Here is a 15,164-nt window from a genome sequence, read left to right as displayed (position 1 = left end):
CTAGGGGGCAAACAAAAAATGAGTCTACACAATGATATTGAAAAAGTGTTAATCAGCGAAGAAGAGATTCAAGAAAAAATTAAAGAGCTTGGAAAACAGCTAACAGAAGAATATCAAGGCCGTTTTCCTTTGGCTGTAGGAGTTCTTAAAGGTGCAATGCCATTTATGGCGGACTTATTTAAAAGAGTGGATACCCATATCGAAATGGATTTTATGGATGTGTCAAGTTACGGAAACTCCACTGTTTCTTCAGGTGAAGTAAAAATTATTAAAGATTTAAATACATCCGTTGAAGGTCGAGATCTCTTAATAATAGAAGATATTATCGATAGTGGTTTAACTTTGAGCTATTTAGTGGAACTATTTAGATACAGAAAAGCCAATTCGATTAAAATAGTAACGCTTCTGGATAAACCTACTGGAAGAAAAGTAGATATTAAAGCTGACTATGTAGGGTTTATCGTACCGGATGCTTTTGTTGTTGGGTACGGACTAGATTATGCGGAGAGATACCGTAACCTTCCATATATTGGTGTATTAAAACCGGAAATATACCAATAGTCGGCGACAATGTTAATTTATTGTAATACCCTGTTTTGCTATGATACTATTGAATATAGTTTGTTTACTGTGGGAGGAGGTAAGGAATGAATCGGATCTTCCGTAATACCATCTTTTATTTACTTATCTTTTTGGTCATTATTGGGATTGTAAGCATCTTTACAAATAATAATGAACCAACTGACAATATAACCCAAGATCAATTTTTTCGCTATTTGGAAAAAGGGGAAGTCACAAGCTTTTCCTTACAGCCTGAGAATCATGTCTATGAAGTGAGAGGGCAGCTCAAAGGTTATGAGGAAGGGAAATTTTTCTTAACGTATGTACCAATCAGCGACGCTACAATAGTGCGTATTGACGCTGCAACAAAGGAAACGAACACGAAAGTGAATGTTCAGCCTGCTGAGGAAACAAGTGGCTGGGTAACTTTCTTTACGTCTATTATTCCATTTGTTATCATGCTCATCTTGTTCTTCTTCTTATTAAACCAAGCTCAAGGCGGAGGCAGCCGAGTCATGAACTTCGGCAAAAGCAAAGCAAAGCTTTATAATGACGATAAGAAGAAAGTGCGTTTTAGAGACGTGGCTGGAGCGGACGAAGAGAAACAAGAGCTTGTGGAAGTGGTGGAATTTTTGAAAGACCCTCGCAAGTTTGCAGAACTTGGTGCTCGCATTCCGAAAGGAGTTCTTCTTGTAGGTCCTCCTGGTACAGGTAAAACATTGCTAGCTAGAGCCGTTGCTGGTGAGGCCGGTGTTCCGTTCTTCTCCATTTCAGGTTCAGACTTTGTGGAGATGTTTGTTGGGGTCGGTGCTTCACGTGTTCGTGATTTATTTGAAAACGCAAAAAAGAATGCTCCATGTATCATTTTCATTGATGAAATCGATGCAGTAGGTCGTCAGCGTGGCGCAGGTTTAGGTGGAGGCCACGATGAACGTGAGCAAACGCTTAACCAGTTGCTTGTGGAAATGGATGGATTTGGAGCGAATGAAGGGATTATTATTATCGCCGCTACGAACCGTCCAGACATTTTAGATCCTGCGTTATTACGCCCGGGACGTTTTGATAGACAAATCACGGTTGGCCGTCCAGATGTTAAAGGACGTGAAGCAGTATTAAAGGTACATGCAAGAAATAAGCCGCTTGATGAAAGTGTTAACTTAAAATCAATCGCTGCTCGTACTCCAGGGTTCTCTGGTGCAGACTTAGAGAATCTTTTGAACGAAGCTGCTCTTGTTGCTGCTCGTCGTAACAAGAAAAAAATTGATATGTCCGATATCGACGAGGCAACTGATCGCGTTATTGCCGGACCAGCTAAGAAAAGCCGTGTCATTTCTGAAAAAGAAAGAAAAATTGTGGCATTCCATGAAGCTGGTCATACAGTAATTGGTCTTGTACTAGATGAAGCTGAAACGGTTCATAAAGTAACGATTGTGCCTCGCGGTCAAGCGGGTGGATATGCTGTTATGCTTCCAAAAGAAGATCGTTTCTTCATGACAAAGCCTGAGCTTCTTGATAAGATCGTAGGTCTTCTTGGTGGCCGTGTAGCTGAAGAGATTGTCTTCGGTGAAGTAAGCACAGGTGCTCATAACGATTTCCAGCGTGCTACAGGCATTGCCCGCCGAATGGTAACGGAATTCGGTATGAGTGAAAAGCTTGGTCCTCTTCAATTCGGTCAATCTCAAGGACAGGTTTTCTTAGGTCGCGACTTGCATAATGAACAAAATTATTCAGATGCGATTGCTTACGAAATTGACCTAGAAATCCAAAGAATTATTAAAGAAAGCTATGCACGTGCGAAGCAAATATTAATGGAAAATCGTGATAAATTAGATTTAATCGCAAACACCCTATTAGAGGTTGAAACATTAGATGCTGATCAAATTAAGCATTTAGTGGAGCATGGGGTGCTTCCTAAACGCAATGAAAAAGAAAATGATGATGTTAAAGTAAACATCCATACAAAAAAAGAAGATATTAACAAACCTTTAGAAGAGAAGACTCCTGAAATTAAGGAAGACAAAAAAGAGGAAAACACACCTCTTATCCAAGAAGGTCATGAGCAGGATCAATCAAAGTCCTTCCCACAGGATCATCAAAAGAAAGATTAAATAGTAACGATGCGGCCCTATAAAAGAATAGGGCCGTTTTTATTTGAAAAAGAAAGCTAAGTGTTTTTTTTATCTTAATAATGAGTAATTGTGTTATGATGTGGAAGTATAAAGATGAAATTCGTAAAGTGGTGAGCGTATTGATATTTGTTCTGGATGTTGGAAATACAAATACTGTACTTGGAGTTTATGACAATCAAGATTTGAAATATCATTGGAGAATAGAAACGAGCCGCAATAAAACGGAAGATGAGTATGGAATGGTCATTAAGGCTTTACTTGAGCATGTGGGTCTTTCTTTTACTCAATTTGATGGAATTATTATTTCTTCTGTTGTACCACCTATCATGTTTGCGTTAGAAAGAATGTGTCTGAAATATTTTGGTATTAAACCATTGGTAGTAGGACCAGGGATTAAAACAGGTTTAAACATAAAATATGAGAATCCTCGTGAAGTAGGAGCTGACCGAATTGTAAATGCAGTAGCGGGAATCCATGAATATGGAGCCCCTCTGATCATTGTAGACTTCGGTACAGCTACAACCTACTGCTATATAAATGAGGACAAGCAGTATATGGGTGGAGCGATTGCGCCGGGTATTGGTATCTCAACAGAAGCCTTATACTCCAAAGCGGCTAAGCTTCCGCGAATTGAAATTGCCAGACCGGATGATATTATTGGCAAGAATACAGTTGCTGCAATGCAGGCTGGAATCCTTTATGGATATGTTGGACAAGTAGAAGGTATTGTGGCAAGAATGAAAGCGCAGAGTAAAGGAAACCCTACTGTTATTGCAACAGGTGGCTTAGCGACATTAATTTCAAAAGAATCAAACGTAATTGATATAGTCGATCCATTTTTAACTTTAAAGGGTCTTCAGTTGATTTATCAAAAAAATGTTGAACAAACAAAGACTAAATAGAATGAAGTGTTAGATAAAAGGAGTACTTATCATGAAAGATTATTTAGTAAAAGCTTTAGGATACAATGGACAAGTTCGTGCCTATGCCGTTTCTTCAACTGAAATGGTGGGAGAAGCCCAAAGAAGACACGGCACTTGGCCAACAGCTTCTGCTGCCCTTGGTCGAGCAATGACAGCTGGTGTTATGATGGGAGCGATGCTCAAAGGTGATGATAAACTAACGATAAAAATCGAAGGCGGCGGACCGATTGGTGCGATTTTGGTTGACTGTAATGCTAAAGGGGAAGCACGAGGCTATGTTACAAATCCTCAAACGCACTTTGAGTTAAATGAGCACGGCAAACTTGATGTAAGAAGAGCTGTCGGTACAGAGGGGATGTTAACCGTTGTTAAAGACCTTGGATTAAGGGATTTCTTTACGGGTCAAACTCCTATCGTATCAGGAGAATTGGGAGAGGATTTCACTTACTATTTGGTAACTTCTGAACAGGTTCCATCATCTGTAGGAGTAGGAGTTTTAGTAAACCCTGATAATACAATTCTTGCAGCAGGAGGTTTTATTCTGCAGCTTATGCCGGGAACAGAGGAAGAAACCATCTCACAAATTGAAGAACGATTAAAGGCAATTCCTCCGATTTCAAAACTTATTCAAAATGGATTAACTCCAGAGGAAATTTTGGAGGAGCTTCTTGGTAAAGGGAATGTTCAAATTCTCGAAAAAATGCCAGTGAAATTCCAATGTCAATGCTCTAAAGAGCGAATTGCTGATGCTATTGTTAGCTTAGGTACAGAGGAAATTCAAGATATGATCGAAAAAGAAGGTTCAGCAGAAGCACAGTGCCATTTCTGTAATGAGGTTTACCGCTTTTCTAAAGAAGAGCTAATCGAGTTGAAATCAGAAGCTAAATAATTGGAGGAAGAGGAGTCTTGTCCAGTAAGCAGCTATGGTCGATCATTGCCGGCCTCGTCCTATTAAATGTCATTACCATTCTTCTTTTTACGACAGGACCGTTTTCTTCTCTTCAAACCTTTGGGGAAAAGGACAAGAAAGAAACGGTTGCTAAGATCGGTGATAGTTCCATCACAAGGCAGGAATGGATTGCCGAGCTTGAAAATCGATATGGAAAAGAAGTATTAAAAGAAATGGTAGATGAAAAGGTCGTTTTGGAAACTGCGAAGAAATATAACATAAAGGTAACAGATGAAGAGCTAGAAAGAGAGCTTACCTTTATTAAAACGATGTATGGCTCTTTTGATCAGCAACAGCTTCAGAATGAAGATAGATGGAAGCAGCAGATTAAAACCTCTATTCTTTTAGAAAAGCTTGTTACCAAAGATGTAAACATTTCTGAAAAGGAAATGAAAGAATACTATGAAAATCATAAGGACTCTTTCAAAATTCCAGAAACCTATCATCTTTCTCATATTGTTGTAGAAAAAAAGTCTCAAGCTGAGCAGATTTATAACGAACTTAAGAATGGTACCCCTTTTTCAGTATTAGCGATGGAAAAATCTACGGACAACTTTACGTCTAGTCAAGGCGGTAACTTAGGTTTTATCACATCTGAAAGCTCTCGTGTTCCAAAAAAATATATCGAAGTTGCATCTGAATTAAAGAAAAAACATTTCAGCAAGCCTATAAAAATTGAAAATGGATATGCAGTTCTATTTCTTCATGATAAGATTAAACAAAAAGAATACTCGTTCAAAGAGGTAAAAAGTCAAATCCAGAGGCAAATGGCACTCGAACAGATGCAGGAACCCCTTTCTGCTTCCTATTTCTGGGAAGAACAACAGGTTGAATGGTATTATGAAGAGGATTAATGTTCAAGGATTTCTGTTAAAGTGATAGCGGCATAGACCGCTTTTTCTTTTATACGCTGGAATAACATACGTTTTATAAGTAAAACAACGAATATAGGCATTTGTATAAATTTGAAAAATAATAGCAATAAAAAATTGACAATTTTGAATTTTAGCGATAAATTGATATAAAACCAATAAAAATACTCGGTATTAGGAGAGGATAAAATGGCACGTATTGCAAATTCAATAGCTGAATTGGTCGGTCAAACCCCTATTGTGAAACTAAACAGAATGGTAGATGAAAACAGTGCGGATGTATATTTGAAACTAGAATACATGAATCCTGGAAGCAGTGTTAAAGACCGTATTGCTTTAGCAATGATTGAAGCGGCTGAGAAAAGCGGTGATTTAAAACCTGGTGATACGATCATTGAACCGACAAGTGGAAACACAGGAATTGGATTAGCTATGATTGCTGCAGCGAAAGGGTATCGAGCCATTCTTGTTATGCCGGAAACTATGAGCCTTGAGCGCAGAAATTTACTTCGTGCATATGGAGCTGAGTTAGTATTAACTCCTGGACCTGAAGGCATGGGTGGAGCCATTCGAAAAGCTGAGGAGTTGGCGAAGGAACACGGTTATTTCATGCCTCAGCAGTTTAAAAATGAAGCAAACCCTGAAATCCATAGAAATACGACAGGAAAAGAAATCGTAGAGCAAATGGGAGAGCAGTTGGATGCTTTTGTATCTGGAATTGGAACAGGCGGTACGATTACTGGAGCCGGTGAAGTTTTAAGAAAAGCATACCCAAACATTAAAATCTATGCAGTTGAGCCGGCTGATTCTCCAGTCTTATCTGGCGGTAAACCAGGTCCTCATAAGATTCAAGGAATCGGTGCTGGCTTCGTTCCAGATATATTAAATACAAAAATTTACGATGAAATCATCCAAGTGAAAAATGAAGAGGCATTCGAGTATGCACGACGTGCAGCAAAAGAGGAAGGGATACTGGGCGGAATCTCTTCAGGGGCTGCGATTTTTGCCGCTCTTCAAGTTGCCAAAAAGCTAGGTAAAGGCAAAAAAGTATTAGCGATCATTCCGAGCAACGGCGAGCGTTATTTGAGCACACCGCTCTATCAGTTTGAGCAAGAATAATAATGGCAAGAAAAGCACTTACTCATGTAGGTGCTTCAGACTGTTGACAAACGCTCGCATTCATCGTTACAAACCCTACTCCGGTGCTCATTACCGTCTAGGGTAACTCCGCTCCTCGCACGGGTTCGTTCCTCGACTGACAAGCGTTTTCAATCAGTCTGAATGTGCGTGAAATATACTTTATCTATACTCTAAAGCACTTACTCATGTAGGTGCTTTTTTAATTGTTCCACTGTATGTTTCAGATTGAACTTGCGTTAAATCAAATACGAATTGAACAAATAAAATGATTTAAAACGTTTTTAATTAGAAATTCTTTTCAGAAATGTTTACACTCTATGTAGGAACCAAAAGAAAGATTCCTTAACGTTTGAGAACAAAGATTAAATGGATACAGGAGTTGACAGCATTGTCTGAACGAAAAGTATTTTATAAAACCATTGCATTACAAAATCAATTATTTTTTCAAATATACCAAAAATTAACGATTGGTTATGACCATCATGTTCTTTTGGAGAGCGGAAGAGGAGGAAGGTATTCCATTGCAGGGCTTTCTCCGGTAGCAGTACTGGAAGGGAAAAATCATAAGCTAGTTATTCGAGAATCTGGGCAGCCAGAGAGGGTTTTAGAAGGAAATCCACTTTTTCTTATGAAAGATTGGATGCGTAATAGAAGAATCGAACAACATCCGAATTTACCTGATTTTCAGGGCGGGGCAATCGGATTCATTAGCTATGATTATGCTCGGTATATTGAAAAACTTCCGGAAATAGCAAAGGATGATTTAGAAACACCGGATCTTTACTTTTTAATTTTTGACGATGTACTCGTGTTTGATCATAAGAGTGAAGAGCTTTGGATCATGTGCATAGGAGATGAAAGGGCGAAAGAACGACTATCTCAACTAGAAAGTATGATCCGAAAAGAAGAATTCGATCAACCGAAGCTGGGAATAAACCGAATAGTACATGATGAATTACAGGTCTCCATGACAGAGGAAGAGTTTAAGGCAGCAGTAGAAAGAGTGCGTGAATATATTGCCCAGGGAGATATTTTTCAAGTCAATCTTTCTGTTCGTCAATCAAAACCGCTGATTGCACATCCAATGGAAATATATGAGTCTTTACGAGCTTTGAATCCTTCTCCTTATATGGCATATATGCAAACTCCAGCATTTCAAATCGTAAGCGGCTCACCGGAGCTTTTAATAAAGAAGAAAGGCAAGTCCGTTAGTACTCGCCCCATTGCTGGAACACGATCAAGGGGACAAAACGAAGAAGAAGATCAAGCATTGGCTAACGAGCTTATTGAAAATGAGAAGGAAAGAGCTGAGCACGTCATGCTTGTAGACCTTGAACGAAATGATTTTGGCCGTGTATGCCGGTATGGAACGGTGGAAGTTAATGAATTTATGGTAATAGAAAAGTACTCCCATGTCATGCACATCGTTTCCAATGTTAGAGGTGAGCTTGAAGACGGTAAGGATGAATATGATGTAGTGCAAGCGGTGTTCCCAGGCGGAACCATTACGGGAGCACCTAAAGTGAGAACGATGGAAATCATTGAAGAGTTAGAGCCGGTAAGAAGAGGAATATACACAGGCTCCATTGGCTGGATTGGGTATTCTGGAGATATGGAATTAAATATTGTGATTCGGACGCTTCTTGCAAAAGATGGGATGGCACATGTGCAAGCTGGTGCAGGGGTTGTCATCGATTCCAATCCAAAATATGAGTATCGGGAATCTTTAAAAAAAGCCATCGCACTTTGGAGAGCAAAAGAGCAGGCAGACCGTAACATTTTGAATAAAGGTGGTGTTATACAGTGATATTCATGATCGATAATTATGACTCCTTTACTTACAACCTTGTACAATATTTGGGTGAGCTTGGAGAGGAATTAATTGTAAAAAGAAATGATCAAACGACGATTGAAGAAATCGAGCAACTACATCCAAGTTACATTATGATTTCTCCAGGACCTTGTAGTCCAAATGAAGCAGGTATAAGCTTAAAGGTTATTGAGCATTTTGCAGGGAAAATTCCGATTTTTGGGGTGTGTCTTGGTCATCAGTCCATTGGACAAGCATTTGGCGGTGACGTGATTCAAGCGGAAAGACTTATGCATGGAAAAACCTCTCCTGTGTATCACGATGGCAAAACGATTTTTGCTAATATGCCTAATCCATTCATGGCCACACGTTATCATTCTTTAATTGTAAAAAAAGAGACCCTGCCTGATTGCTTCGAAATTTCTGCTTGGACAAAGGAAGGAGAAATTATGGCAATTCGACATAAGGAGCTGCCGATTGAAGGTGTACAGTTTCATCCGGAATCCATTATGACGGAGAACGGTAAGCAGCTGTTAAAGGATTTCGTGTCTTATTATGGATTAAAGGAAATCGTATAGGAGACAGTTTATGTTTTTATACTTAAATGGAACGATTGTAAAAGAAGAGGAAGCCGTCATTTCCCCATTTGATCACGGATTTTTATATGGACTTGGTGTTTTTGAAACATTCAGGGTTTATAATGGGCATTGCTTTTTGCTAGGCGACCATATAAACCGATTAAATCTGGCGTTAAAGGAAATGGATATACAGTACTCTGTTTCAATGGAACAGGTCAAGGAAATCGTTCAAGCCCTGCTGCTTAAGAACAAGACCCAAAATGCCCGGATCCGGTTAAACGTATCAGCGGGAAAAGCCCCTCTAGGATTACAGGGAGAAGCTTATGAAGAGCCGAATGTGATTGTTTTTATGAATCCATTGTCCAAAGCTGGGAGTGAACTCGCTGAGAAAGAAGCGATCCTTTTAAAGACACCAAGAAACACGCCAGAAACAGCCTTTCGATTAAAATCACACCATTATTTGAACAATATAGCTGGTAAGAAAGAAATGAAGAATGAACCGAATGCTGAAGGTCTATTTCTCACTCGTGAAGGCTACATGGCAGAGGGGCTGGTATCCAATATTTTTTGGATCAAAAATGAGGTTTTATACACTCCTGACGTAAATACTGGAATATTAAACGGAATTACGCGGCAGTTTGTGATGAAGCTGGCTAAAAATTTGAAGATAGTAGTTGTGGAAGGCTTTTTTAAACCGGAAGAACTGTATGATGCTGAAGAGGTATTTTTAACAAACTCCATTCAAGAAATTGTAGCCATATCGAGAGTTAAGAACATAGCCTCCTTCGCCGGGGCTAAAGGAATCATCACAAATAAGTTGTTTCAAGAATATCAAAAGGTTCGAGAACGACTATGATTCATAACAGAAATATAAATATAAGAAAAGGAGAACATAATGACGACTCATACATTGATTAAATGTGGACCATACGAGCTGGATTACAGTAAAAAAACATTGATTATGGGAATCTTGAATGTTACACCCGATTCATTTTCAGATGGAGGAAGATACAATAATGTAGAAGCAGCGGTTTCTCGTGCTAAAAAGCTTGTGGAGGATGGAGCAGATATCATTGATGTTGGCGGTGAATCAACTCGCCCGGGTGCTGAGAAGGTGCCTCTTGAAGAAGAATTGAAGCGGGTTATTCCAATTATTACTGCTTTATCTAAGGAAGTTTCGGTGCCGATTTCAATCGATACTTATAAAGCGGAAGTAGCGAAGCAAGCGATTGAAGCTGGTGCGCACATTATTAATGATGTATGGGGGGCAAAGGCAGACCCAGCCATGGCTTATGTCGCAGCTGAAAAGAATGTCCCAATTATCTTAATGCATAATCGTGAGAATAGGGATTATCAAGTGTTTTTACGTGATGTTTTTAATGATTTATATGAAAGTATTCGGCTTGTGAAGGAAGCCGGGGTTCGCGATGAAATGATTATTCTAGATCCGGGTATCGGATTTGCGAAGGATTTTCACTTAAATGTGGAAATGATGCGAGGTTTGGATAAGCTGGTGAATTTGGGGTATCCAGTGCTACTTGGTACCTCAAGAAAATCGATGATCGGTCAAATTTTAGATCTTCCAACACAGGAAAGAGCAGAAGGAACCGGAGCCACAGTTTGTTACGGAATCCAAAAAGGCTGTCACATCATGAGAGTACATGATGTTAAGGAAATTGCGCGGATGGCGAAAGTGATGGACGTATTAGTCGGTAAGGGTGAGTAGCATGGATAAGATCTATATAAATGAAATGGAATTTTACGGCTACCATGGAGTATTTCCCGAGGAAACTAAGCTCGGTCAGCGTTTTAAGGTGGATTTGACGGTGCATTTGGATTTATCAAAAGCAGGAAAAAGCGACAGCCTGAAAGATTCAATAAACTATGCTGAACTATATTCCATTTGCCGTGAAATTGTGGAAGGAAAGCCTTATAAGTTGGTTGAGGCTGTTGCGGAAAAGATCGCTTCAAGTTTGTTAGATCAGTTCTCTATGATTGAATCAATTGTCGTAAAAGTAGTAAAACCAGATCCGCCAATACCAGGACATTTTAAATCGGTTGCTGTAGAAATACAAAGGAGTCGTTGGACTTGAATAACATTGCCTATCTTTCTATGGGCTCTAATTTAGGGAATCGTTTAGAATATTTGCATACCGCTGTTCGAATTTTAGATCAAGACGAGAATATTGAGATCGTCCGTTTATCATCCATTTACGAGACTGAACCTGTCGGGTTTACAAATCAAGGAAATTTTTTGAATCTCGTAATGAAAATAAAAACCTCCTATTCTGCTCAAGAGCTATTAGAAAAATGTCTTAATACCGAGAAGATTCTTGGAAGAAAAAGGGAAATTCGGTGGGGGCCACGGACAATAGACCTTGACATTTTACTATATAATCAAGACAATATTGAAACAGATAGTCTTTCTGTTCCTCATCCTCGGATACAAGAGAGAGCTTTTGTCATCATTCCTTTATTGGAGATAGAGCCTACCATCACAATTCCGAAAATGAAGGACCCACTATATACAATTCTGAATGGAATACCAGATAAAGAAGGAGTTCGATTATGGAAGCGGAAAAATGGGGAAGACGCATTCGAGCTTTTCGGAAATTAAAAGGCTTTACACAAGAAGGCTTCGCCAAAGAGCTTGGAGTCTCCGTCTCCTTGCTAGGTGAGGTAGAAAGAGGAAATCGAATGCCAACGGAGAAGTTCTTGACCGAGGTTGCGGAAATACTTGAAGTTCCTCTTGATGAACTGAGTCCAAAGGAAGATTGAAGATTAGTTTTGGTCTTTTGAAATATACATTAAACAGCAAGGAGGTTTACAGGTTGTTAAAGATTGGTGACATTACGATGAAAAACCCTGTAGTATTGGCGCCTATGGCCGGTGTTTGTAACTCTGCTTTTCGCCTTACTGTAAAAGAGTTTGGCGCCGGGCTTGTTTGTGCTGAAATGGTCAGCGACAAGGGTATTGTGTTTAAAAACGAGAAAACGATGAGTATGCTTTATATAGATGAGAGAGAAAAACCGCTAAGCTTGCAAATTTTTGGTGGTGAAAGAGAATCTCTAGTAGAAGCAGCACGCTTTGTTGATAAAAACACAAATGCCGATATTATAGACATCAATATGGGATGCCCAGTTCCTAAAATTACGAAATGTGACGCTGGAGCGAAATGGCTTTTAGACCCAAATAAAATTTATGATATGGTAGCGGCTGTGGTCGATGCTGTTGAAAAGCCTGTAACGGTCAAAATGAGAATGGGATGGGATGAAGAGCATATTTATGCTGTTCAAAATGCACAGGCGGTTGAGCGTGCAGGTGGATCAGCAGTATCTCTTCACGGTAGAACCCGAGTTCAAATGTATGAAGGAAAAGCAAATTGGGATATTATCCGTGAGGTAAAGCAAGCTGTTAATATTCCGATTATCGGAAATGGGGATATTCAGACACCTCAGGATGCAAAACGCATGCTTGATGAAACAGGCTGTGACGGCGTAATGATTGGTCGTGCAGCTCTAGGCAACCCTTGGATGATTTACCGTACGGTCAAGTATCTTGAGACAGGAGAATTGATTGGAGAACCATCTGTTCGAGAGAAAATTGATGTTTGTATTTTGCATTTGGATCGTTTAATTGCCTTAAAGAACGAAAACATTGCGGTTCGTGAAATGAGAAAGCATGCTGCATGGTATCTAAAAGGAATCCGCGGAAATGCAAAGGTTCGAAATGTTATAAATGAATGCAACACTCGTGAAGAACTAGTGAACCTGCTATATAGCTTAGTAGAAGAAGTGGAAGCTAAAGAAGCAAGCGTCGCAGTTGGTTGACATTGATAGCAAACTTTTACTATAATACCCATTAATTAAACTGCCAGAAATTCTGGCAGTTTTTATATTAGTAAGAAATTTTTTTGAAAAAGATGTCTTATTGTAATAGTTTGTGTAAAATGGATAGGGATATTCTGTTCACATATACGAACTAATGATATATATGATTAAGCAAAATGGAGTGAGAACAATGAGTCATGAAGAGTTAAATGACCAGCTGAAGGTAAGGCGCGAAAAAATGCAAGCTATGTTTGATGCAGGCAAAGATCCATTTGGAAAAAGATTTGAACGCACCCATCAAACAAAAGAAATTTTGGAAGCTTACGGTGATTTATCCAAAGAGGAATTGGATGAAAAAAATGTAGAAGTGACTATTGCCGGCCGCATTATGACAAAACGCGGAAAAGGTAAAGCAGGCTTCGCTCATATTCAAGACTTATCCGGTCAAATTCAAATCTATGTACGTATGGATGCTGTAGGAGAAGAAAGCTATGCAGAGTTCGATTCTGCAGACCTAGGGGATATCATTGGTGTAACCGGTACGGTTTTTAAAACGAAAGTAGGAGAGCTTTCTGTAAAAGCGACAAAATTTGTTTTCCTTACAAAAGCACTTCGTCCTCTTCCAGATAAATTCCACGGCTTGAAAGATGTTGAAGAACGTTACCGTAAACGCTATGTGGATCTCATTACAAATGAAGAAAGCAAGAGAACATTCATTATGCGCAGCCGTATCATCCAAGCTATGCGCCGCTATTTAGATGATCATGGCTACTTGGAAGTGGAAACTCCTATGATGCATTCCATTGCAGGAGGAGCATCAGCACGTCCGTTTATTACGCATCATAATGCATTAGATATGACATTATATATGCGTATTGCGATTGAGCTTCATCTGAAACGCCTAATCGTTGGCGGACTTGAAAAAGTTTATGAAATCGGTCGAGTTTTCCGTAATGAAGGAATCTCAACAAGACATAATCCTGAATTTACGATGATCGAACTATATGAGGCCTACGCTGATTATCGTGATATTATGAAGCTTACAGAGAATCTCATTGCTCATATTGCTCAAGAGGTTCTTGGTACTACAACTGTTCAGTACGGTGAACACCAAATAGATCTGAAGCCTGAATGGAAACGACTACACATGGTAGATGCGATTAAAGAATATGTAGGCGTTGACTTCTGGAAACATATGACGAAGGAAGAAGCTCAGCAGCTTGCTAAAGAACATGGAATTGAAATTACTGAGCACATGGAATTCGGACATATTGTAAACGAGTTCTTTGAACAAAAAGTAGAAGACAAGTTAATCCAGCCTACATTTATTTACGGTCACCCTGTAGAAATTTCACCACTGGCTAAGAAAAATGAAGAAGATCCTCGTTTTACAGATCGTTTTGAATTATTTATCGTTGGTCGTGAACATGCAAATGCCTTCACAGAATTAAACGATCCAATCGATCAGCGTCAGCGTTTTGAAGCTCAGCTGAAGGAAAAAGAACAAGGAAACGATGAAGCACACGAGATGGATGAGGATTTTATCGAAGCATTAGAATATGGTATGCCTCCAACTGGTGGACTCGGAATCGGAATCGATCGTTTGGTTATGTTATTAACAAATTCACCATCTATTCGTGATGTTTTACTATTCCCATTAATGCGTCATCGATCATAATCATGATAAATACCCGATAGCCTATTAAGGTTGTCGGGTTATTTTTTGATGAAATGGCAACAGACCTTTGGAAGCTATTCTAAAATAGAAAAAATTTAGTAGATAACGGCATTAAAGTTTATTGGAATAATTAGAATTATAATTCTTTAATTATCTCAAAAAAATTTTCAAAAAACCTATTGCACCGTATAAAAGATGGTGGTATATTTATATCTGTTGTTACGAAGCAAACAGCTTTTGAAAAGAGTTCAAAAAAACTCTAAAAAAATACTTGACTCTATGTTGAGTCGGTGATATTATTAAAAAGCTGTTCTGAATTGCACTTTGAAAACTAAACAAAACAATACGTCAACGTTAATTCTAGTTGCTTTTAAGCAACGCAATTTATGAGCAAGTCAAGCTCGAAAAAGATGGAGTTGAGAATCGGATTTTCTCTCTTTTAAAACGAAAAAAGTTTTAGAAGCGAGAAGGTCGAGGAAGCAAAGCGAGCGAACGCCGGAGTTTATTGTTGATAAATGAGGACGTGAGCGAGCGAAGCTGACGAAGAGGTTCGGTGCTTATAAAACTTTTTGGAGAGTTTGATCCTGGCTCAGGACGAACGCTGGCGGCGTGCCTAATACATGCAAGTCGAGCGGACTTCTTAAAAGCTTGCTTTTGAGAAGTTAGCGGCGGACGGGTGAGTAACACGTGGGCA

At 39.2% G+C, this 15,164-nt stretch carries 15 protein-coding genes and 1 rRNA gene; all 16 read left to right on the top strand.

Annotated features, from left to right (window positions below; genetic code table 11):
• Nucleotides 1–18: 18 nt before the first annotated feature.
• Entirely contained in the window at nt 19–561 is a 543-nt protein-coding gene (gene hpt, locus GD441_RS14250; RefSeq protein WP_153127099.1) for a hypoxanthine phosphoribosyltransferase, read from the top strand.
• Nucleotides 562–647: 86 nt separating this feature from the next.
• On the top strand, nt 648–2,669 hold the full coding sequence (gene ftsH / locus GD441_RS14245; RefSeq protein ID WP_153127098.1) for an ATP-dependent zinc metalloprotease FtsH: 2,022 nt from the start codon (nt 648–650) through the stop codon (nt 2,667–2,669).
• Between the two features lie 140 nt (nt 2,670–2,809).
• Nucleotides 2,810–3,592, top strand: coding sequence for a type III pantothenate kinase (locus GD441_RS14240; RefSeq protein WP_153127113.1), 783 nt, complete (start codon nt 2,810–2,812; stop codon nt 3,590–3,592).
• A 31-nt stretch (nt 3,593–3,623) separates the two neighbouring features.
• The gene (hslO, locus tag GD441_RS14235; RefSeq protein WP_153127097.1) at nt 3,624–4,502 is read left to right on the top strand and encodes an Hsp33 family molecular chaperone HslO; all 879 of its coding nucleotides are present in this window, start codon (nt 3,624–3,626) and stop codon (nt 4,500–4,502) included.
• 17 nt (nt 4,503–4,519) lie between these two features.
• Nucleotides 4,520–5,416, top strand: a complete 897-nt coding sequence (locus GD441_RS14230) for a peptidyl-prolyl cis-trans isomerase (protein ID WP_153127096.1) — start codon at nt 4,520–4,522, stop codon at nt 5,414–5,416.
• A gap of 207 nt (nt 5,417–5,623) precedes the next feature.
• Nucleotides 5,624–6,553, top strand: a complete 930-nt coding sequence (gene cysK / locus GD441_RS14225; protein ID WP_153127095.1) for a cysteine synthase A — start codon at nt 5,624–5,626, stop codon at nt 6,551–6,553.
• A 409-nt stretch (nt 6,554–6,962) separates the two neighbouring features.
• On the top strand, nt 6,963–8,381 hold the full coding sequence (locus GD441_RS14220) for an anthranilate synthase component I family protein (RefSeq protein ID WP_276567794.1): 1,419 nt from the start codon (nt 6,963–6,965) through the stop codon (nt 8,379–8,381).
• Nucleotides 8,378–8,962, top strand: a complete 585-nt coding sequence (gene pabA / locus GD441_RS14215) for an aminodeoxychorismate/anthranilate synthase component II (protein ID WP_153127094.1) — start codon at nt 8,378–8,380, stop codon at nt 8,960–8,962. The genes GD441_RS14220 and pabA overlap by 4 nt, the downstream gene beginning before the upstream one ends.
• Nucleotides 8,963–8,972: 10 nt before the next feature.
• Nucleotides 8,973–9,818, top strand: coding sequence for an aminodeoxychorismate lyase (pabC, locus tag GD441_RS14210; protein WP_153127093.1), 846 nt, complete (start codon nt 8,973–8,975; stop codon nt 9,816–9,818).
• A gap of 39 nt (nt 9,819–9,857) precedes the next feature.
• A complete protein-coding gene (folP, locus tag GD441_RS14205) occupies nt 9,858–10,688 on the top strand; it encodes a dihydropteroate synthase (protein WP_153127092.1) in 831 nt (276 codons plus the stop codon).
• A 1-nt stretch (nt 10,689) separates the two neighbouring features.
• Complete coding sequence (folB, locus tag GD441_RS14200; protein WP_153127091.1) at nt 10,690–11,055, top strand: dihydroneopterin aldolase; 366 nt, start codon at nt 10,690–10,692, stop codon at nt 11,053–11,055.
• Entirely contained in the window at nt 11,052–11,579 is a 528-nt protein-coding gene (gene folK, locus GD441_RS14195) for a 2-amino-4-hydroxy-6-hydroxymethyldihydropteridine diphosphokinase (protein ID WP_153127090.1), read from the top strand. The genes folB and folK overlap by 4 nt, the downstream gene beginning before the upstream one ends.
• Nucleotides 11,531–11,740 carry a helix-turn-helix domain-containing protein gene (locus tag GD441_RS14190; protein ID WP_153127089.1) on the top strand — a complete coding sequence of 70 codons (210 nt, stop codon included), beginning with the start codon at nt 11,531–11,533 and terminating at the stop codon, nt 11,738–11,740. Before folK ends, GD441_RS14190 begins: the two co-directional genes overlap by 49 nt.
• A gap of 53 nt (nt 11,741–11,793) precedes the next feature.
• Complete coding sequence (gene dusB / locus GD441_RS14185; RefSeq protein WP_153127088.1) at nt 11,794–12,792, top strand: tRNA dihydrouridine synthase DusB; 999 nt, start codon at nt 11,794–11,796, stop codon at nt 12,790–12,792.
• A gap of 190 nt (nt 12,793–12,982) precedes the next feature.
• Nucleotides 12,983–14,470, top strand: coding sequence for a lysine--tRNA ligase (gene lysS / locus GD441_RS14180; protein WP_153127087.1), 1,488 nt, complete (start codon nt 12,983–12,985; stop codon nt 14,468–14,470).
• 566 nt (nt 14,471–15,036) lie between these two features.
• Nucleotides 15,037–15,164, top strand: a 16S ribosomal RNA gene (locus GD441_RS14175); the annotation flags it as partial.

Origin of the sequence: Peribacillus tepidiphilus (genome assembly GCF_009466385.1) — a bacterium.
Lineage (GTDB): Bacteria > Bacillota > Bacilli > Bacillales > DSM-1321 > Bacillus_BN > Bacillus_BN tepidiphilus.
This window is presented reverse-complemented; position numbering and strand designations above follow the sequence as displayed.

Excerpts from the sequence above, each read along its gene's own strand:
- hpt (WP_153127099.1), top strand. The coding sequence starts at position 19 with ATGAGTCTACACAATGATATTGAAAAAGTGTTAATCAGCGAAGAAGAG.
- ftsH (WP_153127098.1), top strand. The coding sequence starts at position 648 with ATGAATCGGATCTTCCGTAATACCATCTTTTATTTACTTATCTTTTTG.
- hslO (WP_153127097.1), top strand. The coding sequence starts at position 3,624 with ATGAAAGATTATTTAGTAAAAGCTTTAGGATACAATGGACAAGTTCGT.
- cysK (WP_153127095.1), top strand. The coding sequence starts at position 5,624 with ATGGCACGTATTGCAAATTCAATAGCTGAATTGGTCGGTCAAACCCCT.
- pabC (WP_153127093.1), top strand. The coding sequence starts at position 8,973 with ATGTTTTTATACTTAAATGGAACGATTGTAAAAGAAGAGGAAGCCGTC.
- folP (WP_153127092.1), top strand. The coding sequence starts at position 9,858 with ATGACGACTCATACATTGATTAAATGTGGACCATACGAGCTGGATTAC.
- folB (WP_153127091.1), top strand. The coding sequence starts at position 10,690 with ATGGATAAGATCTATATAAATGAAATGGAATTTTACGGCTACCATGGA.
- GD441_RS14190 (WP_153127089.1), top strand. The coding sequence starts at position 11,531 with ATGGAAGCGGAAAAATGGGGAAGACGCATTCGAGCTTTTCGGAAATTA.
- lysS (WP_153127087.1), top strand. The coding sequence starts at position 12,983 with ATGAGTCATGAAGAGTTAAATGACCAGCTGAAGGTAAGGCGCGAAAAA.